The sequence below is a fragment of the Nocardioides sp. WS12 genome, from assembly GCF_014108865.1.
GTDB lineage: Bacteria > Actinomycetota > Actinomycetes > Propionibacteriales > Nocardioidaceae > Nocardioides.
In genome coordinates, this window is record NZ_CP053928.1 from 1985470 (window position 1) to 2005158 (window position 19689).

General features: G+C 69.2%; 22 protein-coding genes and 1 tRNA gene. 13 read left to right on the plus strand and 10 right to left on the minus strand.

Going from position 1 to position 19689, the window contains the following annotated elements; genetic code table 11:
* Position 1: 1 nt before the first annotated feature.
* From HRC28_RS09570 to HRC28_RS09585, 4 genes are read right to left on the minus strand one after another with little or no spacing between them, the layout of a single operon-like run.
* The gene (locus HRC28_RS09570; RefSeq protein ID WP_182379874.1) at positions 2 to 433 is read right to left on the minus strand and encodes a universal stress protein; all 432 of its coding nucleotides are present in this window, start codon (positions 431 to 433) and stop codon (positions 2 to 4) included.
* Complete coding sequence (locus HRC28_RS09575) at positions 430 to 1944, minus strand: tripartite tricarboxylate transporter permease (protein ID WP_182379875.1); 1515 nt, start codon at positions 1942 to 1944, stop codon at positions 430 to 432. The genes HRC28_RS09570 and HRC28_RS09575 overlap by 4 nt, the downstream gene beginning before the upstream one ends.
* Entirely contained in the window at positions 1944 to 2471 is a 528-nt protein-coding gene (locus tag HRC28_RS09580) for a tripartite tricarboxylate transporter TctB family protein (RefSeq protein ID WP_182379876.1), read from the minus strand. The genes HRC28_RS09575 and HRC28_RS09580 overlap by 1 nt, the downstream gene beginning before the upstream one ends.
* Positions 2468 to 3460: a tripartite tricarboxylate transporter substrate-binding protein gene (locus tag HRC28_RS09585; protein ID WP_182379877.1), complete on the minus strand. Its 993-nt coding sequence runs from the start codon at positions 3458 to 3460 to the stop codon at positions 2468 to 2470. The genes HRC28_RS09580 and HRC28_RS09585 overlap by 4 nt, the downstream gene beginning before the upstream one ends.
* A 112-nt stretch (positions 3461 to 3572) precedes the next feature.
* Between HRC28_RS09585 and HRC28_RS09590 the strand changes: the two genes are divergently transcribed.
* The 6 genes from HRC28_RS09590 to HRC28_RS09615 all read left to right on the plus strand — a co-directional run bounded on the left by HRC28_RS09590 (position 3573) and on the right by HRC28_RS09615 (position 8733).
* Positions 3573 to 5252: an ATP-binding protein gene (locus tag HRC28_RS09590; protein WP_202033283.1), complete on the plus strand. Its 1680-nt coding sequence runs from the start codon at positions 3573 to 3575 to the stop codon at positions 5250 to 5252.
* Positions 5249 to 5920 (plus strand): response regulator, encoded by a 672-nt coding sequence (locus HRC28_RS09595; RefSeq protein WP_237111770.1) that lies wholly within the window; start codon positions 5249 to 5251, stop codon positions 5918 to 5920. The genes HRC28_RS09590 and HRC28_RS09595 overlap by 4 nt, the downstream gene beginning before the upstream one ends.
* 64 nt (positions 5921 to 5984) lie before the next feature.
* The gene (locus HRC28_RS09600; protein ID WP_182379879.1) at positions 5985 to 6938 is read left to right on the plus strand and encodes an acyl-CoA desaturase; all 954 of its coding nucleotides are present in this window, start codon (positions 5985 to 5987) and stop codon (positions 6936 to 6938) included.
* Positions 6939 to 6999: 61 nt separating this feature from the next.
* Complete coding sequence (locus HRC28_RS09605) at positions 7000 to 7452, plus strand: M67 family metallopeptidase (protein ID WP_182379880.1); 453 nt, start codon at positions 7000 to 7002, stop codon at positions 7450 to 7452.
* Between the two features lies 1 nt (position 7453).
* On the plus strand, positions 7454 to 7744 hold the full coding sequence (locus HRC28_RS09610) for a MoaD/ThiS family protein (protein WP_182379881.1): 291 nt from the start codon (positions 7454 to 7456) through the stop codon (positions 7742 to 7744).
* Between the two features lie 14 nt (positions 7745 to 7758).
* A complete protein-coding gene (locus HRC28_RS09615; protein WP_182379882.1) occupies positions 7759 to 8733 on the plus strand; it encodes a pyridoxal-phosphate dependent enzyme in 975 nt (324 codons plus the stop codon).
* A gap of 19 nt (positions 8734 to 8752) precedes the next feature.
* Here the strand turns inward: HRC28_RS09615 and HRC28_RS09620 are convergent, their stop codons facing one another.
* The gene (locus HRC28_RS09620) at positions 8753 to 9856 is read right to left on the minus strand and encodes an alkaline phosphatase family protein (RefSeq protein WP_182379883.1); all 1104 of its coding nucleotides are present in this window, start codon (positions 9854 to 9856) and stop codon (positions 8753 to 8755) included.
* An 88-nt stretch (positions 9857 to 9944) separates the two neighbouring features.
* Between HRC28_RS09620 and murI the strand changes: the two genes are divergently transcribed.
* Positions 9945 to 10784, plus strand: a complete 840-nt coding sequence (gene murI, locus HRC28_RS09625) for a glutamate racemase (protein WP_182380550.1) — start codon at positions 9945 to 9947, stop codon at positions 10782 to 10784.
* Complete coding sequence (locus HRC28_RS09630) at positions 10781 to 11602, plus strand: MBL fold metallo-hydrolase (protein WP_237111771.1); 822 nt, start codon at positions 10781 to 10783, stop codon at positions 11600 to 11602. Before murI ends, HRC28_RS09630 begins: the two co-directional genes overlap by 4 nt.
* On the opposite strand, the gene HRC28_RS09635 is transcribed toward HRC28_RS09630, so the two are convergent.
* Together HRC28_RS09635 and HRC28_RS09640 are read right to left on the minus strand one after the other, a co-directional pair.
* Positions 11590 to 12255 carry a response regulator transcription factor gene (locus tag HRC28_RS09635; RefSeq protein ID WP_182379884.1) on the minus strand — a complete coding sequence of 222 codons (666 nt, stop codon included), beginning with the start codon at positions 12253 to 12255 and terminating at the stop codon, positions 11590 to 11592. The two genes, HRC28_RS09630 and HRC28_RS09635, sit on opposite strands and share 13 nt — an antisense overlap.
* Positions 12252 to 13484: a histidine kinase gene (locus HRC28_RS09640; protein WP_182379885.1), complete on the minus strand. Its 1233-nt coding sequence runs from the start codon at positions 13482 to 13484 to the stop codon at positions 12252 to 12254. The genes HRC28_RS09635 and HRC28_RS09640 overlap by 4 nt, the downstream gene beginning before the upstream one ends.
* A gap of 130 nt (positions 13485 to 13614) precedes the next feature.
* Between HRC28_RS09640 and HRC28_RS09645 the strand changes: the two genes are divergently transcribed.
* The 5 genes from HRC28_RS09645 to rdgB all read left to right on the plus strand — a co-directional run bounded on the left by HRC28_RS09645 (position 13615) and on the right by rdgB (position 17601).
* Positions 13615 to 14556 (plus strand): ATP-binding cassette domain-containing protein, encoded by a 942-nt coding sequence (locus HRC28_RS09645; RefSeq protein WP_182379886.1) that lies wholly within the window; start codon positions 13615 to 13617, stop codon positions 14554 to 14556.
* The gene (locus HRC28_RS09650; protein ID WP_182379887.1) at positions 14553 to 15374 is read left to right on the plus strand and encodes an ABC transporter permease; all 822 of its coding nucleotides are present in this window, start codon (positions 14553 to 14555) and stop codon (positions 15372 to 15374) included. Before HRC28_RS09645 ends, HRC28_RS09650 begins: the two co-directional genes overlap by 4 nt.
* 122 nt (positions 15375 to 15496) lie before the next feature.
* Entirely contained in the window at positions 15497 to 16255 is a 759-nt protein-coding gene (locus HRC28_RS09655) for an SGNH/GDSL hydrolase family protein (RefSeq protein ID WP_182379888.1), read from the plus strand.
* Positions 16256 to 16264: 9 nt separating this feature from the next.
* Complete coding sequence (gene rph / locus HRC28_RS09660; protein WP_182379889.1) at positions 16265 to 16972, plus strand: ribonuclease PH; 708 nt, start codon at positions 16265 to 16267, stop codon at positions 16970 to 16972.
* 5 nt (positions 16973 to 16977) lie between these two features.
* Complete coding sequence (gene rdgB / locus HRC28_RS09665; RefSeq protein ID WP_182380552.1) at positions 16978 to 17601, plus strand: RdgB/HAM1 family non-canonical purine NTP pyrophosphatase; 624 nt, start codon at positions 16978 to 16980, stop codon at positions 17599 to 17601.
* Positions 17602 to 17612: 11 nt separating this feature from the next.
* On the opposite strand, the gene HRC28_RS09670 is transcribed toward rdgB, so the two are convergent.
* The 3 genes from HRC28_RS09670 to bcp all read right to left on the minus strand — a co-directional run bounded on the left by HRC28_RS09670 (position 17613) and on the right by bcp (position 19574).
* Positions 17613 to 17694 (minus strand) — tRNA-Leu (locus HRC28_RS09670).
* 123 nt (positions 17695 to 17817) lie between these two features.
* Positions 17818 to 19071 (minus strand): hypothetical protein, encoded by a 1254-nt coding sequence (locus tag HRC28_RS09675; protein WP_182379890.1) that lies wholly within the window; start codon positions 19069 to 19071, stop codon positions 17818 to 17820.
* The gene (gene bcp, locus HRC28_RS09680; protein WP_182379891.1) at positions 19071 to 19574 is read right to left on the minus strand and encodes a thioredoxin-dependent thiol peroxidase; all 504 of its coding nucleotides are present in this window, start codon (positions 19572 to 19574) and stop codon (positions 19071 to 19073) included. The genes HRC28_RS09675 and bcp overlap by 1 nt, the downstream gene beginning before the upstream one ends.
* Between the last annotated feature and the right edge of the window lie 115 nt (positions 19575 to 19689).

A 19689-nucleotide genomic window follows, 5' to 3' on the forward strand; every position in this document is an offset into this window, starting at 1 on the left:
GTCAGCTGGGTGGCTTCACTGCCACCACGGGGCAGTGCGCGTCGAGGATCACCCGCTGCGCGACGCTGCCCATGAGCAGCTTCCCGACGGGCGTACGACGACGCACGCCCACCACGACGAGGTCGGCCTGCACCTCTTCGGCTGCGGCGACCACCGCTTCCGCGACATCGGGTACGACGTCGTGGCGGACCTCGACGGCGATGCCCTCACCGACCAGCCGCTCGCGCAGCGCCTCGATGTCGACGTCGTGGGCGAAGCGGGCGTCCACGAGGCTGTCGCCGCGGGTGGCGTTGACGATCACGAGGCGCGCACCGGCCGCGCGGGCCACCGCTTCGGCGTACTCGATCGCAGCACGGCCGTAGACGTCGGCGCTGTAGGCCGCGACCACGCAGGTGGGTTGCAGTGGGTTCGGGTTGCTCGCGGGGTGATTCATCGCTCGACCAGTTCCTTCTCGTCGGTGTCAGCCGGGGTCGGTTCGGAGGCGGGCTTGCGCGCGCCGGTCACGGCCATGGCGACCAGCAGCAGGGCCATCACGCTGTAGACGACGACCGCGACGGGCTCGCTCCACAGGGTGGAGACGTCGCCCTGCGAGATCTTCAGTGCCGTGGTCAGTTGCTCCTCGATCTTCGGGCCGAGGATGACTCCGATGATCAGCGGCAACACCGGGACACCGAAGCGGCGCATGAAGAAGCCGAGGACGCCGAGCGCCAGCAGCAGCGCGAGGTCGAAGGCCTGGAAGTTCACGCTGTAGGCGCCGAGGGAGGCGAAGAACAGGATGCCGGCGTAGAGATAGGGCCGGGGGATCCGCAGCAGCTTCGCCCAGATCGGTGCCATCGGCAGGTTGATGATCAGCAGCAGCGCGTTGGCCACGAACAGGCTGGCGAGCAGTGCCCAGACCAGGTCGGGGTGGTCGTCCATCAGGGTCGGTCCGGTCTGGAATCCGTAGCCCTGCAGGGCGACCAGCATGATCGCCGCGGTGGCGGTGGTCGGCAGGCCGAGCGCCAGCAGGGGGACGAGCGTGCCTGCGGCCGAGGCGTTGTTCGCGGCCTCGGGGCCGGCGACGCCTTCGATCGCGCCGTGGCCGAACTCCTCGGGGTGCTTCGACAGCTTCTTCTCGGTTGCGTACGACAGGAACGTCGGCAGTTCGGCGCCACCGGCGGGCAGTGCACCGAACGGGAACCCGAACGCGGTGCCGCGCAGCCACGGCTTCCACGAGCGCTTCCAGTCCGCCTTGCTCATCCAGGGCTGGCCGACGGGGATGATCTCGAGCGGCTTGCGGCGCATGTGGGCGGCGACCCAGAGGGCCTCGCCGATCGCGAACAGCGCAACGGCGACCACGACGATGTCGATCCCGTCGGCGAGCAGCGGCTCCCCGAAGGTGAGGCGGGCCTGGCCGGTGCTGGTGCCGACCAGGCCGATGGCCAGGCCGAGGAACAGGGCGATGAAGCCGCGCAGCTTGGAGGATCCGAGCACCGCGGTGACGGCGAACAGTGCCAGCACCATGAGCGCGAAGTACGACGGCGAGCCGAGCGTCACCACGATGTCGGCGACCTGCGGCGTGACGATCCACAGCAGCACCGTCGCGATGGTGCCGGCGACGAAGGACCCGATCGCCGCGGTGGCCAGGGCCTGGGCGGCCCGGCCTGCCTTGGCCATCTTGTTGCCCTCGATCGCGGTGATCACCGAGGAGGATTCACCTGGTGTGTTCAGCAGGATCGAGGTGGTTGAGCCGCCGTACATGCCGCCGTAGTAGATGCCGGCGAACATTATGATCGCGCTGTCGGCGCCGACGCTGTAGGTCACGGGCAGCAGCAGGGCCAGGGTCATCGCCGGCCCGATGCCGGGGAGTACGCCGACGGCGGTGCCGAGCAGCACACCGATCGTCGCGAACAGCAGGTTCTCGGGGGTCAGTGCGGTGGCGAAGCCATCCAGGAGCAGGTCCATCAGAGCACTCCGTCCAGGATGCCGGCCGGGATCGGCACGCCGAGCCCGACGTAGAAGCCGTACCAACTCGCCACGGACAAGGCGACGCCGACCGCGAGATTGCGCACCCAGTTGCGGCTGCCGAGCACGGTCGCGGCGCCGGCGAACAGCAGCGCTCCGGTGATCGCCCAGCCGAGCCAGTCGATCAGCACGATGTTGCCGATCAGCACGAGCGCCAGAAGCCCGACAGTGCGGGCATCCGTGCCCTGGGTGAGGTCGATGTCCTCGCCCTCCTCGGCCTCGGGCCGGTTGCCGCGGGCCGTGGCGACGGCGAGCAGCACGCCGAGCAGGACGAGTGCGCCACCGACGATGAAGGGCAGCGTGTACGGCTGGACGGGCTGGTCAGCGAACGCCTCGTCGAGCGTCAGGGCGTCGTACACGACGTAGCCGCCGGCGAGGGCGAGGAAGCCCGCGAGGCCGTACTGCGCCTTGTCGACGGTTGGGTGGAGCGCGCGTTTGTCGACGTGCTCTTCGGTGGTGGTGTTCATGCCAGTCCCAGCTCCTTCAGGGTGTCGGCCACGCGCATGTCCTGCTCGGCGAGGAAGTCCTCGAACTCCTTGCCGGTGGCGAAGTTGTCGGTCCAGCCGTTGGCCTTGAGGGCCGCCCGCCACTCGTCGGTGTCGTGCATCTCGGTGAGTCGGTCGACGAGGTACTCGCGCTGCTCGTCCGAGATGCCGGGAGGGGCGAGGACGCCGCGCCAGTTGGTGAAGACCAGGTCCACGCCCGCCTCGGTCAGTGTGGGGGCGTCGACGCCGTCGAGCCGTTCGTCGCCGGAGACCGCCAGGACGCGCAGCTTGCCGTCCTTGACCTGGCCCTCGAACTCGCCGAGGCCGGACATGCCGACGTCGATCTTCGAACCGAGGAGCGCCGTGGTGAGCGGGCCGCCGCCGTCGTACGAGATGTAGTTGACGTCGTTCGGGTTGATCCCGATCGTGTCGGCCAGCTGCATCGGGAACAGGTGGTCGGGACCGCCGTTGGTGGAACCGCCGCCGACGGTGAGCCCGCCCGGGTCCTTCTTCCACGCGTCGACCAGGTCATCGACGGTCTTGAAGGGGGAGTCGGCCGGGACCAGGATGCCCTCCTGCTCCTCGACGAGGCGCGCGATCGGCGTCATCTTCAGGGGAGTGGCCTTGGACTTGTTCGTGTAGACGGCGCCCACCACGCCCAGCCCCATCAGCATGAGGACGTCGTCGGCGCCCTTCTCGTTGAGCAGTCGCTGCATCGCGACGGTGCCGCTGGCGCCCTGGACGTTGGTGATCTCGAACCGGCCGGTGAGGTCGTTGTCCTCCATCGCCTTCGCGGCGGCGCGGCCGGTGAGGTCGTACCCGCCACCGACGCTGTTGGGGATCAACATCCGCAGCCGGCGGTTGTTGGGGTCGTCGGACCCGCGCGTGACGCCGCAGCCGCTGAGGGCAGCGGTCACGACGAGGGCGGTGAGCAACGCCAGGATGCGGAACATCCGACGACTCGGGTGCATGGGAACCTCCGTGCAGTTGGGGCGCGAGCGCCGTCACCGGCGATCCGTGCCAGCATGTCTGTGCGGTGTGGCGCCCGTCACGCTTGCGGACGCAAAGGAGGTTGTGGTCGTTGTGGTCGCACCCCTGAATGCGCGTTTTCGCCGGGGCGAGCTCACGCTCGCGGGCAAGGTGTTGCTCCTCCAGCTCGCCGTGATCGCGGTCCTGCTCACCGCCGTCGGAGTCCTGAGCATTCGCCAGTCGAACGCGGACTTCGCCGAGGAACGCGGTTCCCAGATGCGTTCGGTGGCCGACTACATCGCCGACCTCTCGCCGGTGCGGGACCCGCTGGAGGAGTTCGCGAACGACGGCTCCGGCGCCCTGGACATCGACCGCGTCCTTGCGCCGTACGCCGACCGCGGCGTCAGCCTGCTGAGTGCCGACGAGGTGATGGTGGTCGGCCTGGACGGAACGGTCCTCGCAGCGACCGACCCCAGCCGGGTCGGGCAGCGGGCCGAGCTCGGTGACAGCGACGCACTGGCCAAGGGTCGCGGTTGGAAGGGCGACGTCGAGTACGACGGTGAACGGGCCGTGGCCGGTCACGCGCCCGTCATCTCCGACGAACGCGGCACGCCGACGGTGGCGATCGTGGTGGCCGAGGTGACCTACCCGTCGGTGGCCGACCAGGTCGCCACCGCAGCCCCCGACCTCGCCCTGTTCCTGGGCCTCGGTGCCCTCCTCGGGCTGATCGGCACCTGGGTCGTTTCCCGCGTCGTGCGCCGGTCGACGCGCGGCCTCGGCACCACCGAGCTGGGCAACCTGGCCGACCAGCGCGAAGCGCTCCTGCACGCCATCCGGGAAGGGGTGGTCGGTGTGGGCACCGACGGCCGGGTGACGGTGATGAACGACGCCGCGCGCTCCACCCTCGGGCTCGACAACCGCCCTGACCCGGTCGGCCGCCCCGTCGATGAACTCGGCCTCGACCCGCACGTCGTTGCCCTGCTCACCGGCGAAGGCGCCGACGTTCGCGACGCCCTCGCGCTCGTCGGCGGTCGGGTCGTCGTCTTCAACCGCGGCCGGGCGTCCACCGGTGGACGCGGCATCGGCACCGTCACCACCCTGCGCGACCGCACCGAACTGGTGTCGCTGCAGGGCCAGCTCAGCTCGAACCTGTCGATCACCGACACGCTGCGCGCGCAGACCCACGAGTTCGACAACCGGTTGCACACCATCTCCGGACTGGTCCAGTTGGGCGAGTACGACGAAGTGGCCACCCTCGTCGGCACCTTGACCCGGCACCGGGCGGAGGTCGGTGAGCGCGTCGCGAAGCGGTTGGCCGACCTGGCAGTCGCAGCCCTGGTGATCGCCAAGCACGCGGTCGCGGAGGAGCGAGGTGTCACCCTCGAGCTCGACCCGGGCTCCCGGCTGCCCGCACTCCCGCCCGATGTGGCGGCCGACCTCACCACCGTCGTCGGCAACCTCGTCGACAACGCGGTCGACGCGAGTTCCGGTGCGAGCGACCCGACCGTGGAGCTCTGGATCCTGGCCGACGAGGACGCCGTCCACGTGCGGGTCCGCGACAACGGGCCGGGCATCCCCGACGACCTGAAGGAAGCGGTGTTCGTGCGCGGCTTCTCCACGAAGCCCGAAGTCCTCGGTGGTCGCGGCATCGGACTCCCGCTGGTTCGGCTGATCTGCGCCCAGCGCGGGGGATCCGTGGTGGCTGATGACGCCGAGCCCGGCAGCGCCGGGGGAGCGGAATTCCGCGTGGTGCTCCCGATCGGCCCGACCGTCGGGAAGGATGGCTCGTCGTGACGGACCTGCGTGTTCTCGTGGTGGACGACGACTTCATGGTCGCCCGGATCCACGGCCGCTTCGTCGAGCAGACCGACGGCTTCGAGGTCGTCGGCACGGCCCGCACGGGCGCCGAGGCACTGGCGATGGTCGACACGCTCGCCCCCGACCTGCTGCTGCTCGACGTGCACCTGCCCGACCTGTCCGGCCTCGAAGTCCTCGAGCAACTCCGCGGCCAGGGCCGCGACGTCGCCGTCGTGATGGTGACGGCCGAGCGTGGCGCCGCGGCGGTCCGGTCCGCGTTGCATGGCGGCGCGCTGCAGTACCTCGTCAAGCCCTTCGAGTACGACGACCTGGCCGACCGGTTGCGACGGGTCGCCGCCACGCTCGGCGAGCTCACGGGGGAGCCCGATCAGGCGAGCATCGACCGGGCCTTCGGGACCGGCCGACCGGGCGACGTACCCACGGTGTTGCCGAAGGGCCTGAGCGCCGAGACCGCCGACCTGGTGCTGGAAGCGGCCCGTGCGGCGTCCGAGATCTCGGCGTCCGAAGCGGCCGATGCCGTCGGGCTCTCGCGTGTCACGGCGCGTCGGTACCTCGAGCACTTCGTCGACACCGGTGCAGCCGAGGTGCGCCTGCAGTACGGCGGTTCGGGTCGACCCGAACGGCGCTATCGCGTGACCTCCTGAAAGACTTAGCCTTGCCTGACCGGTCCCTTGCCTGACCGGTCCCGTCCTCTCTTGGGAGTCACCCATGACTGCGATCGACAACAGCAACGAGACTGTCCCGGCACCACGGGTCACCATGGGCGGTGAGCACCAGTCGTGGATGGAACGTTTCGCGCTGGCCCTGTTCATCGGCCTTCCGTTCGTCGCCTTCGCGGCGGCCATCCCGGTGGCGTGGGGAGGCTGGCTCGGCTGGAGCGACATCGTCATCGCCTTCGGGATGTACTACCTGACGTTGCACGGCGTCACCGTCGGCTACCACCGGCTCTTCACGCACAAGTCCTTCAAGCCCAACCGGCCGGTGAAGATCACGCTGGCGATCCTCGGCTCGATGGCCATCGAGGGCCCGGTGATCCGGTGGGTCGCTGACCACCGCAAGCACCACAAGTACTCCGACAAGGACGGCGATCCGCACTCCCCGTGGCGCTACGGCAGCAGCCTGCGCGGGCTCACCAAGGGCTTCCTCTGGGCGCACGTCGGCTGGCTGTTCAACGCCGAGCAGACCCCGATCGACAAGTACGCCCCCGACCTGGTCAAGGACAAGGACCTGGTCCGGATCTCCCGCACCTTCTGGGTGTGGGTGCTGACCTCGATCTTCCTGCCCGCCGCGCTGGGCTTCTTGCTGACCTGGTCCTGGCAGGGCGCGCTCACCGCGTTCTTCTGGGGCACGATCGTGCGGATCGGCCTCCTGCACCACGTCACCTGGTCGATCAACTCGATCTGCCACGTCATCGGCGAGCGCCCGTTCGTGTCGCGCGACTTCTCCGGCAACGTCTGGTGGCTGGCCCTCGTGTCAGGTGGCGAGTCGTGGCACAACCTGCACCACGCCGACCCGACCTCGGCACGCCACGGCGTGAAGCGCTTCCAATTCGACACCTCGGCCCGGGTCATCTGGATCATGGAGAAATTCGGCTGGGTGCGCGACGTGCGCTGGCCCTCCGCCGAGCGGATCCGCTCCAAGACGGTCACCCCCGCCGCCTGACACCCGTCCCGGCGCTCGGGCCGATTCCGGGCTGGAGGCTCCGAGCCAATACCCTGACAGGGTGTTGCAGATCGACCAGACGACGTACGACGCGATTGTCGAGCACGCCAAGCGGGACCATCCCGTCGAGGCGTGCGGCATGGTCGTCGGCCCGATCGGCGCCGATCGCGCCGAACGGCTCATCGAGATGGTCAACGCTGCCGGCAGTCCGACCTTCTACGAGTACGACTCGACGGACCTCCTGCGCCTGTATCGCGAACTCGACGATCGCGACGAGGAGCCGGTGGTGATCTACCACTCGCACACCGCGACCGAGGCGTACCCGAGCGTGACCGACATCAACCTGGCCGGTGAGCCCGGAGCCCACTACGTGCTGGTCAGCACGCAGGAGCACGGGAATAACGCAGGCCCGGTGGAGTTCAGGTCCTACAGAATCATTGACGGCGTTGTGACCGAGGAATCGGTCGAGGTCGTCGGCACCCAGAGCGGTACATCTACAGAGGAGACTGGCTGACATGGCCATCGAGGTCCGGATCCCGACCATTCTGCGCACCTACACCGGTGGCGAGAAGGCTGTCAGCGCCGAGGGCGCCAACCTGAGTGCGCTCATCGACTCGCTGGAGGCCAACCACCCCGGCATCAAGGACCGCCTGGTGGAGGACAAGGGCGCCGGCATCGAGCTGCGCCGCTTCGTCAACGTCTACATCAACGACGAGGACGTCCGCTTCATCGGCAGCCTCGAGGCCGAACTCTCCGACGGTGACCAGATCGTCATCCTGCCGGCCGTTGCCGGCGGCGCTGCCTGAGTCTGCCTGAGTCGATGGTCCGCTACGACAGCCTGCTCGCGTCGGTCGGCAACACGCCGCTCGTGGGGCTGCCGCGACTCTCCGCACCGTTCAACACCGGCGCCGACGGTGCGCCGCAGATCCGGATCTGGGCCAAGCTCGAGGACCGCAACCCGACCGGCTCGATCAAGGACCGCCCGGCCCTGAAAATGATCGAGGAAGCCGAGAAGGCGGGCGTGCTCCGTCCCGGCTGCACGATCCTCGAACCCACCTCGGGCAACACCGGCATCTCGATCGCGATGGCGGCGAAGCTCAAGGGCTACCGCACCGTGTTCGTGATGCCGGAGAACACTTCCGAGGAGCGCCGCCAGATCCTGCGGATGTGGGGCGCCGAGATCGTCTCCAGCCCGGCAGCAGGCGGCTCCAACGAGGCCGTCCGCGTGGCCAAGCAGATCGCTGCCGAGCACCCCGACTGGGTGATGCTCTACCAGTACGGCAACGCCGCCAACGCGCTCGCGCACGAGGAAGGCACCGGCCCGGAGATCCTGGCCGACCTGCCCTCGATCACGCACTTCGTCGCCGGTCTCGGCACCACCGGCACCCTGATGGGGGTCAGCCGCTTCTTCCGCGGGGCCAAGCCGGACGTCACGATCGTGGCCGCCGAGCCGCGCTACGGCGAGCTGGTCTACGGCCTGCGCAACCTCGACGAGGGCTTCGTTCCCGAGTTGTACGACGCCGAGCTGATCGACAGCCGCTTCTCGGTGGGGCCGCGGGACGCCGTACGACGGGTCCGGGAACTGCTCGAACTCGAAGGCATCTTCGCCGGCATCTCGACCGGCGCGATCCTGCACGCCGCGCTCGGCCAGGCCGCCAAGGCGGTCAAGGCCGGCGAGTCCGCCGACATCGCGTTCGTCGTGGCCGACGGCGGCTGGAAGTACCTCTCGACCGGCGCCTACGAAGGCACCATCGACCAGGCCGAGGACCGCCTCGAAGGCCAGCTCTGGGCGTAGTGCCCGGCACCGCCCGGCACTAGTCGTGCCAGGCGAGGTCCTGGTTGCGGTCCCACAGGCTGCCGGTGACCGGACCCAGTCCGAGGACGTCCAGCGCCGCATTCGCCAGTTCTCCGTTGCGGATCGGCTGCGGTGACGCGCCGAATCCCGGCTGGTAGGTCGTGCTGGGCACGCGACGTGTCGTCCGGTTGAGCGTGTAGAGCGGGATGTTGTCGACGCCAGCTCCCCAGAACGCGAACGGCACGCGGAAGTTGCGGGGGTCGGTGGCCTTGCCGTGGTCCCTGGTGCCGGGGACCCCGCCGTGGTCCGAGGTGAGGATGATGACCGTGGACTTGCTCAGCGCGGGATCGCGCCGCACCTGGATCATGATGGATCCGAGCAGCAGGTCGATGCGCTTGACGCCGTCGAGGTACTGCGGGCTCATCCAGCCGTAGGTGTGGCCCCGCTGGTCCGGCAGGCCCAGGTGCAGGAAGTAGAAGCTCCGGCGGACGCTGGCCAGGTCGTCGCGCAGCGCCGTGGTGACCGCGCCGTTCTGCTCGACCTTGATGTAGCTCCTGCCGACCGAGGTCGGCCACGAGCGGTCGAAGAGGGCGAACTTGGCCTTCGTGGAGAAGACCGCCGTCCGGCCGCCGGCGGCATGCACCTTCTCGAACACCGACGACACGGGGTGCCCGGCCGCCTGCTGCACGGTCCTGGTCGACGTCTCGGTGTTCCACGTGACGCCGTGTCCACCCGCGGAGGCCTTGATCCGTCGGCCCGTCACCATCGAGGTGTGGTTCGGCAGCGTCACCGTCATCTCGATCTGGGTGCGGGCATTGGTGGTGCCGGCGCCCTGGGTGACGATCAGTTTGTGGAGGTTCGGCGTCTTCGAGGGGCCGAGCTTCGTCAGCGCCGCTGGATTGAGCCCGTCGACCGAGATCGCGATCACGTGCTTGCTGTTCAGCGCGAGGCGCGCGGCGGTCGGTACCGGCTCCGAGGCCGTCACCTGGCTGGCGGCCGGTCTCCCGGAAGCGGGTGTCGCCGCCGTACTGCCGGCATGGGTGAGGACCAGCGAACAGGCAACGACGAGCGTCGCGGTGAGTGCACGAGTCCGGAGTCGCGCCCCGAGGCGCAAGGAAGTCACGGCTCGAGCGTACGTCCCCGAACGTGATCTCGATCCCTGAATACCGACTGGGAGGGTGTCGACGTCGTAGTCTGACCGGGTGCGGCACCTGAACCACCTCGACGTCGATGTCGACGCCCCCATCGGGATCTTCGATTCCGGGTTCGGTGGGCTCACGGTGGCCCGGTCGGTCATCGACCAGCTTCCGCACGAGTCGATCACCTATGTCGGCGACACCGCACGCCAGCCGTACGGCCCCAAGCCGATCGGTGAAGTGCGCGAATACGCCCTCGAATGTCTCGATCACCTCGTCGAGCAGGGCGTGAAGGCACTCGTCATCGCCTGCAACTCCGCCAGTGCGGCCATGCTGCGCGATGCGCGCGAGCGGTACGACGTCCCGGTGGTCGAAGTGATCTACCCCGCCACGCGACGGGCGGTCGCCGCAAGTCGCAACGGTCGGATCGGTGTCATTTGTACCCGGTCCACCGCCGAGTCGATGGCGTACGACGACGCGTTCGCCGCCGCGCCCCAGATCTCCCTGACCACCCGCGCCTGTCCGCGGTTCGTCGACTTCGTCGAGGCCGGCGTGACCGGCGGCGACGAGTTGATCGCGGTCGCCCACGAATACCTCGACCCACTGTCGGAACTCGGTGTCGACACCCTGATCCTCGGCTGTACGCACTACCCGCTCCTGACCGGCGTCATCTCCTACGTGATGGGTGATGACGTGACGCTGGTGAGCAGCGCGGAGGAGTGCGCCAAGGACGTCTACCGGATGCTGGCCGACACCGGCCTGATGCGCGCGACCGGCGAACCGTCGTACTCCTTCGTGACGACGGGTGCGCCGGCCGAGTTCGAGACGATCGGGCGCCGGTTCCTGGGCCCCGAACTGGTGGCGGCAGGACAGTTTGCAGGCGGGCTGGCCAACGCGAATGGGGGAGCTGCATGAGTGACGAAGTGGCACCGGAGACGACTCTGCTCCGGGTTCCCGAGAGTGTGGCCGACCGCTCGATCAAGGTCACGGTCGTCGGCTGCTCCGGGTCCTATCCGGGACCGGAGTCACCGGCCAGTTGCTACCTCGTCCAGGCCACCGACGGACTGCGCACCTGGAGCATCGTGCTCGACATGGGCAACGGCGCGCTCGGTGTGCTGCAGCGCTACGTGGACCCGCTCAAGGTCGACGCGGTGTTCATCAGCCACCTGCACGCCGACCACTGCGTCGACATGACCAGCTACTACGTGCTGCGCAAGTACCACCCCAAGGGCAGCCAGCCGAAGATCCCCGTGTGGGGCCCGAAGGGCACGGCCAAGCGGCTCGCGAAGGCCTACGACCTGCCGCGCAAGCCCGGCATGAAGGAAGAGTTCGAGTTCCACCTCTACGGCGCCCCGATCACCATCGGGCCCTTCCGTATCGAGTCCTGGGAGGTCCCGCACCCCGTGCCGGCCTACGGGATGCGGCTCACGGCGTTCGGCAAGACGCTCGCCTACAGCGGCGACACCGGCCCCACGGATGTCCTCGACCAGATCGCCGCCGACGCCGACCTGTTCCTGTGCGAGGCGTCGTTCCGTTCGTGTGACGACAACCCGCCGGAGCTTCACCTCACCGGCCACGAGGCCGGCGAAGCGGCGACCCGGGCGGGCGCGAAGCGCCTGGTGATCACGCACGTGCCCCCGTGGCACGACGCGCAGGAGATGCTCGCCGAGGCAACCAAGACGTACGACGGCCCGCTGGAGCTCGCTGCGCAGGGCGTCGTCTACACGCTCTGATCGCCGGCGTCGCGGATGCAGAGCGCGATCTGGACCCGGTTGGTCGTCTCCAGCTTCTCGAACAGCTTCGAGACGTGGCCCTTGACCGTCGGCACCGACAGGAACAACTCGGCCGCGATCTCGGCGTTCGACAGGCCACGTCCGACGGCCTGGGCCACGTCGAGCTCGCGTTCGGTGAGGCGTTCGAGGCGGCGCTGGGCGTCGGTGGCGCGACCATCGGGCGACGCGATGCGAACCCGCTCGATCAGGGTGCGGGTCACCGACGGCGACAGCATGGGGTCGCCGTCCGCGACCTTGCGCAGGGCGGCCACGATCTCGGCCGGCGGCGTGTCCTTGAGCAGGAAGCCGTCGGCGCCGGCCGCGAGGGCATTGACCACGTAGTCGTCGGCGTCGAAGGTGGTCAGCACGATCACGCGAGGCGGCACCGGATCGTCGTGGAGGATCCGGGTGGCCGCGAGGCCGTCGAGCACGGGCATCCGGATGTCCATCAGGACCACGTCGGGGGCGAGCTCCCGGGCGAGGGCAACACCGGCCCGGCCGTCAGCGGCCTCACCGACGACCGCGAGGTCTGCCTGCCCGCCGAGCATGAGGGCGAGCGCGGATCGCACCAACGGGTCGTCGTCGACGATGATCACGCGGATCTGGTCGGTCATCCGTTGCTGCCCTCGATGTCGTCGCGGCTGCCCGTCGCAGAGTCGGCGGGGTCCCACGGTAGCCACGTGCGGAGCACGAACATCTGCGGGTCCGGCGATCCGGCGGCCGGTTCCTCCAGCCCGTGGGCGAGCCAGCCGCCACGCAGGGCCGCGCGTTCGGTGAGGCCGACCAGGCCCAGCCCGGCGCCCGGAGTGCGCGTGGGACCGAACCCGACCGCGTTGCGGAGGACGAGGTCGACGCCGTCTTCCGGCGAGCCCGTGAGGCTGATCCGCAGGGTCGCCGCAGGCGCGTGCTTGGAGGCGTTCGTGATCCCCTCCTGCACGATCCGGTAGACGGTCCGCCCCGCTGCGTCGGGCAACGGCGGCAACGGCGCCAGCCGGTCGTCGTACTCGATGGTGGCGCCGGCGTCGCGTGCGTCCTGCAGGAGGGCGGCGAGGTCGGCGTACGTCGGTTGCGGTCCGGTCAGTGGTGTCCCGGTCTCCTCGTCACGGAGCACGCCGAGCACCTCGCGGAGATCGGTGAGCGCCTCGTGGGCCTTGGCCTGGATCACGGCGACACTGCTGCGCATCTCTTCGGGGGAGAGGTCCTCGCGGAAGGTCAGCGCGCCCGCGTGCAGGGAGATTTGGGAGATCCGGTGGGCGAGGACGTCGTGCATCTCGCGGGCGATCCGGGCGCGCTCGTTCGACCGGGCCTGGTTTGCCCGCAGGTCGCGTTCGGCCTCGGCAGTCTCCGCGCGTTGGCGCAGTGTCCACAGGAGTTCGCGTCGGGAGCCGATGAACATGCCCCACGCCAGCGCCGCGGCAACGAAGGCGATGCTGAAGGTGGTGATCAGCCAGGCGGGATCGTTGTCCGAGGTCGGCTGCACCTGGTAGTAGACCCAGGTCATGGCCAGGTTGAGGGCACCGATCGTGATCACCTGCCACCAGCGTCGGCGGGTGGCCAGCGAGACCGTGGCCAGCAGGATCGCGCCGCCACCGGAGGCGGTGAGCGGCGTCATCAGCGCGGTGATGACGGCAATCGTCATCGGCCAGCGGCGGCGCCACCACACGAGGACGAACGCGGAGATGCCGAAGACGATGTCGAGGACGAACAGCCACTCGCGGTCGCTGTCGGCCTGCGCCTCAAGGACCGGCACCCAGGCCAGGCCACTGACAGCGAGCGCCAGCGCGTAGCGCCAGAGGTGGCCGTACCAGCGCAGCGGCGGCTGGTAGTCGTGTCCCCCGTCCATGGTTCGAGGTTAGGGCGTCCGGGGCGGCCGGGGGCAGCGCCCGAGGGTGGCCGCGCCCCCTACTTTGGTCGCAGCGATCCGGGCCGCGGGTCCGATGCGCGCGCTGGAGCGAATGCGGCAGGCTGGGCGCATGATCACAGTGGATCAACTCACAGTTTCCTACGGCGACTTCACCGCCGTCGACGACATCAGCTTCATCGCGCAGCCCGGCCGGGTCACCGGCTTCCTCGGCCCCAACGGTGCAGGCAAGTCGACGTCGATGCGCGTGATGGTCGGCCTCACTCCTCCGACGCGCGGCCAGGTCACCATCGGTGGTCTCCGCTACCACGACATCCCCAACCCGGCCCGCCACGTCGGCTCGCTCCTCGACGCGTCCGCGCAGCACGCCGGCCGCACTGGTCGGGAGATCCTGACCATCGGTGCGCTGACCATGGGACTGCCGAAGACCCGGGTCGACGAGATGCTCGAACTGGTCGGCCTGACCGACGCCGAGTCCGGTCGTCGGCTGCGCAACTACTCCCTGGGCATGAAGCAGCGTCTCGGCATCGCCCACGCTCTGCTCGGTGACCCGTCGGTGCTGATCCTCGACGAGCCGGCCAACGGCCTCGACCCCGCCGGCATCCGCTGGATGCGCGGCCTGCTCAAGGGGTACGCCGACCGCGGCGGCACCGTGCTGCTGTCCAGCCACCTCCTGCACGAGGTCGAGCAGATCGCCGACGAGATGATCCTGATCGGCCGCGGCAAGATCGTTGCCCGCGGTGACAAGGCCACCCTGCTCGCCGGTGCGAACACCACGGCGGTCACCATGGCCACCTCGCTCGACAACGGCGCCCTCGGCAACGCCCTCACCGCAGCCGGGCACGGGGTCGAACCCGCCGGAGCCGGACTGAAGATCCTGGCCACGACCGAGCAGGTCGGCCGGGTCGCGCTGGCGGCAGGCGTCGTGCTGACTGACCTCCGGACCGGCGGCGCCGGCCTGGAGGACCTGTTCCTCGAGCTGACCTCGTCCACGGCCCGCGAGGCCGTGCCCGGTATGGCCCCCGTCCCGACTTCCGGAGGTATCCCGGCATGAGCACTGCACCCATGACCCTCGACCTGTCCAAGAGCGGCCCGATCCCCTTCGGACGGCTCGTCACCGTCGAGTGGCGCAAGATGGTCGACACCAAGAGCGGCATCTGGCTGATGGGCATCACCGGCGGCCTGCTGGCGCTGGTGATGGCACTGGTGGTCCTGGTCGTTGGCCTCAACGACGGGCTGGTCACCGCCAGTGACCTCGTTCAGATCTTCACCATCCCGGTCTCCATCCTGGTGCCCGTGTTCGCGATCCTGGTCGTCACCAGCGAGTGGAGCCAGCGCAACAACCTGACCACCTTCACGCTCGAACCGCACCGCCTGCGGGTGATGGGCGCCAAGCTGGTCGCCGTGACCGCGCTGGCGATCAGTACCATCGCGCTCGCCTTCCTGCTCGGGGCGCTGACCAACCTGCTGTGCGGTGTCGTCACGGGGAACCCGCTGCAGTGGGAGCTCGACGGCTCGCAGCTCGCCTGGATCGTCGTCGGCCAGATGGCTTTCTTCGCCATGGGCTACGCCCTGGCGTGCCTCCTGCTGAACACCCCGGGCGCGATCGCGTTGTACTACGTCGTCGCGCTGGTGCTGCCGATCGTGGTCTGGACCCCGCTGTACTTCATCTTCGATTGGGCCAAGGACGTCCTGCCGTGGATCGACATCAACACGGCTCTCACGCCGCTGATGTCCGGGAATGACTTCGCCGGGGAGTCGGTGACGCCCGAGCTGATCAATTACGTCCAGGGTGCATGGACCATCGTTTTGTGGGTAGGGATCCCTGTGACCCTCGGCCTGTGGCGAATCATGCGGGCCGAAGTGAAGTGATCAAGTCGACCTCCTGCGGATCCCGGGACTGCAGGAAGACGGTGTGAAACGGTCACCGGGCGTTGTCGGACACGACACCGCCCGGTGACCGTTTGCTTTCCCCGGACCGCGACCGTGTTCGCGTGGGCAACGGATACCTGCGTTTCGCCGCTCTCGGCGACAGCACAACCGTCGGACTCGGTGACCCCGTTCCGGGCGGGGAGTGGCGGGGCTGGGCCCGGCTGCTGACCGAGTCACTCAAGTCGTCGTACGACGTCTCCTTCTGCAATCTCGCCATCTCAGGGGCCACCGCAGCGATTGTGCGGGAGCAACAGCTCGCCCAGGCGCTCGCGCACCGACCGGACCTCGCGTCCCTCATGGTCGGTGTCAACGACACGCTGCGGTCGTCGTGGAACGCTGACCGGTTGCGCTCGGACCTGCTGGAGACCGCCGGTGCCCTCGTCGACGGGGGCGCGACCCTGATGACGGCGCGCTGGCACGACCACGGCGCCGTACTGGGCCTGCCGCGGGTCGTGGTGCGACCGATCAAGGAACGCATCGAGGTCCTCAACGAGGTGTACGACGAGGTGCACGCGACCCACGGCGGCATCCGGCTGGATCTGGCGTTGCTGCCGGAGGTCCTGCAGCGGGAGTGCTGGTCCATCGACCGCTTCCACCCCTCCGAACTCGGTCACCGGGCCCTGGCTCGAGCCTGGGCCGAGCGGCTCCGGACGGCGGGATTCGAGTTGCCGATGCCGGATCTGGAGCCCTCGGGCGGATGCCCGCCGAGCTGGCGGCGCGACGTCGCGTGGATGGTCACCGAGGGTGCGCCGTGGGTCGGACGGCGTGCGCGTGACCTCGGGCCGTGGGCGGTGCGTCGGGCGATCGGGGCCGGTCGATAAGTTGGCTCCATGAGTACCCGTGAGGATGGCCGTGCCGACGACGAGCTCCGCCCCGTCAAGATCACCCGCAACTGGCTCGACCACCCGGCCGGGTCGGTCCTGATCGAGTTCGGCAAGACCCGCGTGCTCTGTGCGGCGTCCGCGTCGCCGGGTGTGCCGCGGTGGCGCAAGGGCTCCGGTCTGGGCTGGGTCACAGCCGAGTACGCGATGCTCCCCGCCGCCACCAACACCCGCTCGGACCGTGAGTCGGTCAAGGGCCGGATCGGTGGTCGCACCCACGAGATCAGCCGTCTGATCGGCCGCTCGCTGCGAGCCGTCATCGACGACAAGGCCCTGGGCGAGAACACCATCCAGATCGACTGCGACGTGCTGCAGGCCGACGGTGGCACCCGCACCGCCGCCATCACGGGCGCCTACATCGCACTCGCCGACGCCTGCGCGAAGCTCGGTGTGTCCGGTGCGCTGACCGACTCCGTTGCGGCGATCAGCGTCGGCATCATCGACGGCGTCCCGCGCCTGGACCTGCCGTACGTCGAGGACGTCCGCGCCGAGACCGACATGAACATCGTGATGACCGGCGCCGGTAAGTTCGTCGAGGTGCAGGGCACGGCCGAGGGCGCAGCCTTCGACCGCGCCGAGCTCGACGCGCTGCTCAGCCTGGGCGAGAAGGGCTGCGTCGATCTCACTCGCCTCCAGCTCGCCTCCCTCGCGGAGTGACCTCGGTGGTCGAGCCTGTCGAGACCCGCGTTCTCGTTGCGTCCCGCAACCTCAAGAAGGTCGAGGAGATGCGGCGGATCCTCGCCGAGCACCTCGAGGGTGGGGTCGAGGTCGTCGGCCTCGATGACGTCGCCACCTTCGACGAGCCGGTCGAGGACGAGCCCACCTTCGAGGGCAACGCCCTGCTCAAGGCCCGGGCAGGCGTCCTGGCCACCGGCCTGCCGACGATCGCGGACGACTCAGGTCTCTGCGTCGACGCCCTCAACGGCATGCCGGGCGTGCTGTCGGCGCGCTGGAGTGGCCCGCCGAAGTCGGACGAACGCAACAACAGCCTGCTGCTGGCCCAGCTGAGAGACGTGCCCGACGACCGTCGTACGGCGCACTTCGCCTGTGCCGTCGCGCTGGTCCACCCCGACGGGCGCGAGCTCGTCGTCGAGGGGCGGATGGACGGGCGCGTGATCCGCGAGGTCCGGGGGAGCGGCGGGTTCGGCTACGACGTGCTGTTCGTGGCCGACGACTTCCCCGACGTCACGACCGCCGAGCTGTCCCGCGAGGACAAGGACGCCGTTTCCCACCGGGGCAAGGCGTTGCGCGAGATCGCGCCGCTGGTCGCCGGCCTGCTGGCCTGACGAACTGAGGGTGCCGAAGGCGGGACTCGAACCCGCACGCTCGAAAGCACAGGTTCCTAAGACCTGCGTGTCTACCAGTTCCACCACTCCGGCAGGAGCGGGTCGATCGTAGGACGGTCGACTCGAAACGTCGCACCGGGGACTGCCTTGCGGTGTTGATTGATATCAATCAACACCGCAAGGGGCGTGTCCGTTGCGGTGCTCAGCCGAGCTGGATCAGGACGTCCAGCGCCAGGTGCTGAGGATCTCCTCGAACTTGTCGAACACGTCGTCGTCGCCGTCCTTGAGGGACACCGTGATCGAGTAGCCCTTGTCGCCGCTGATGACGAGGAACGCGCGCTGGCGCACGGTCACGTCGTTCTCGTTGGTGCGCAGGATCTCGACGCCCAGGGCGGTCTGTCCGTCGATCGCCATGTTCGAGATGTCATTGATCTCCGCAGCTGCGTCGCCCGAGATGAGCGCGCCCTTCCACGCCTCCTTGAGGTCGTTCGGGTCCGTGGAGCCGTACGACGACTGGGTCTCGACGATCACGTTGCCGCGGGCGGTGTTGAACGTGCTGCCCCACAGCAGGACCTTGTCGAGCGTGGTGAGGCCGGGGTTGTTCGCCTTGAACTCCTCGGTGCCGTCGGTCCAGCCGGTGGGGGCCTGGACCTTGTAGCCGAGGCCCTCGATGCGCGGCCCGCCGATGTCGGGGGCATCGTCGCTCCCGCTGCTCGCCGCGTCGGAGCTGCCCTCGCTGGCGCTGTTGTCGCTGCCGCTCTGCGAGCTGTCCCCGCCGGCCTTCTTGTCGTCGTCGCCACCGTTGGCCAGGACGAGGCCGACGACGCCGCCGATGAGCACGATCAGGCCCACGACCGCAGCCACGATGATCAGGCCGAGGTTGCTCTTCTTCTTGGGGGGCGTGGGCTGCGACCAGCCACCGCCGGGGTACGGCGGCGTCGGAGCGCTGTAACCGGCGCCACCCGACTGCTGGTAGACGGCATGGGTCGGGGTGCTGACCGGCTGGTGCGGCGGCGACATCATCGGCTGCTGGAACGGCGCCACCGGCGACTGGACGGGAGGGGCAGGCGGGGTGGGCGCCGTACCGCCGGGGCCGTGGGTCGGGGGCGCGGTGGTACCGGCCTCCGGGTCGAGGCCGGTGACGAGGCCCTCGGGGACCTTGCCCAGAGCGAAGCCGAGGACGGCGACGGCCCACTGGCAGCCGCGCACGTCGGCGCTGCCGCGGTCGCGGGCGAGCCGCTGACCGGCCGACTCCACGGCGTCGGCGGGGTTCGCGCCGCTGTCGAGCATGGTGATCATGCCGTCGAGGGCGCCCAGGCGCACGGCGTCGGTGAGCAGATTGATCGTTCCGCTGGAGGCCTGGCCCTCGTCGAGGTAGTCGTCCAGCGAGCCGCGGAAAGCTGCCGCGTCACGGAACAGGTCGTGACCGTGGTCGCGGGCAAGGTCGGCGAGCGACTCGTGCAGCTTCATCAGTTGTCCTCTGTGGTCGGGGCGGGCAGGCCCAGGTCCCGGCGGAGCTTGGCGACGTGCCCGGTCGCTTTGACGTTGTACTGGGCGATCTCGATCCGACCGTCGGCGCCGACGACGAAGGTGGACCGGATGACGCCCTGCACAATCTTGCCGTACAGCTTCTTCTCCCCATACGCGCCGTAGGCCTGGTGCACGGCCAGATCGGTGTCGGAGAGAAGGGTGATGGTCAGGCCGTCCCGCTCACGGAACTTGGCGAGCTTCGCGGGGGCGTCCTTCGAGACGCCGACGACCGTGAATCCCGCTGCCTGCAGGGCATCGAGCGAGTCGGTGAAGTCGCAGGCCTGCTTCGTGCACCCGGGCGTCATCGCAGCCGGGTAGAAGTAGACGATCACCTTGCGGCCCTCGGCCACGAGCGCGGCGAGCGAGACGTCGTCGCCGGAGTCGGAGACGAGGGTGAAGTCGGGGGCGGTGTCGCCGACGGCGAGGCGGGCCGGGTCGCTCATGGCGTGGGTACTCTCCTGATGGTCAGGTGTTGTTGCAAACGGCATGCAATAAGGTGGGATCTGCTCGTCACCATCTAACTACCCCGCGAGCATCGATCCGAACACAGCGCCCATC